We start from the raw sequence: 211 nt of genomic DNA on the forward strand, positions 1-211 counted from the left end.
GGAGAACTTCGGCTACCTTATTCAGCAGGCAACGGTTTTCGGTCAGCATGTTCATATCGGTTGTGCCAACGGTGACGATGCGATTTACCTGCTGCACGGCCTGTCGCGATTTGTCCCCCACTTTATTGCGCTCTCTGCGGCCTCCCCCTATATGCAGGCTGCCGATACACGCTTTGCCTGCGCACGGCTGAACATTTTCTCCGGATTTCCC

1 protein-coding gene is annotated in these 211 nt (G+C 55.5%); it reads left to right on the forward strand.

The window, feature by feature from the left end; translation table 11 throughout:
* The coding region (locus tag FDX22_RS19945; protein ID WP_255432983.1) for a glutamate-cysteine ligase family protein at positions 1 to 211 on the forward strand (211 nt) is incomplete at both ends.

This window comes from Citrobacter sp. TBCS-14, from assembly GCF_005280805.1.
Classification (GTDB): Bacteria; Pseudomonadota; Gammaproteobacteria; order Enterobacterales; family Enterobacteriaceae; genus Citrobacter; species Citrobacter gillenii.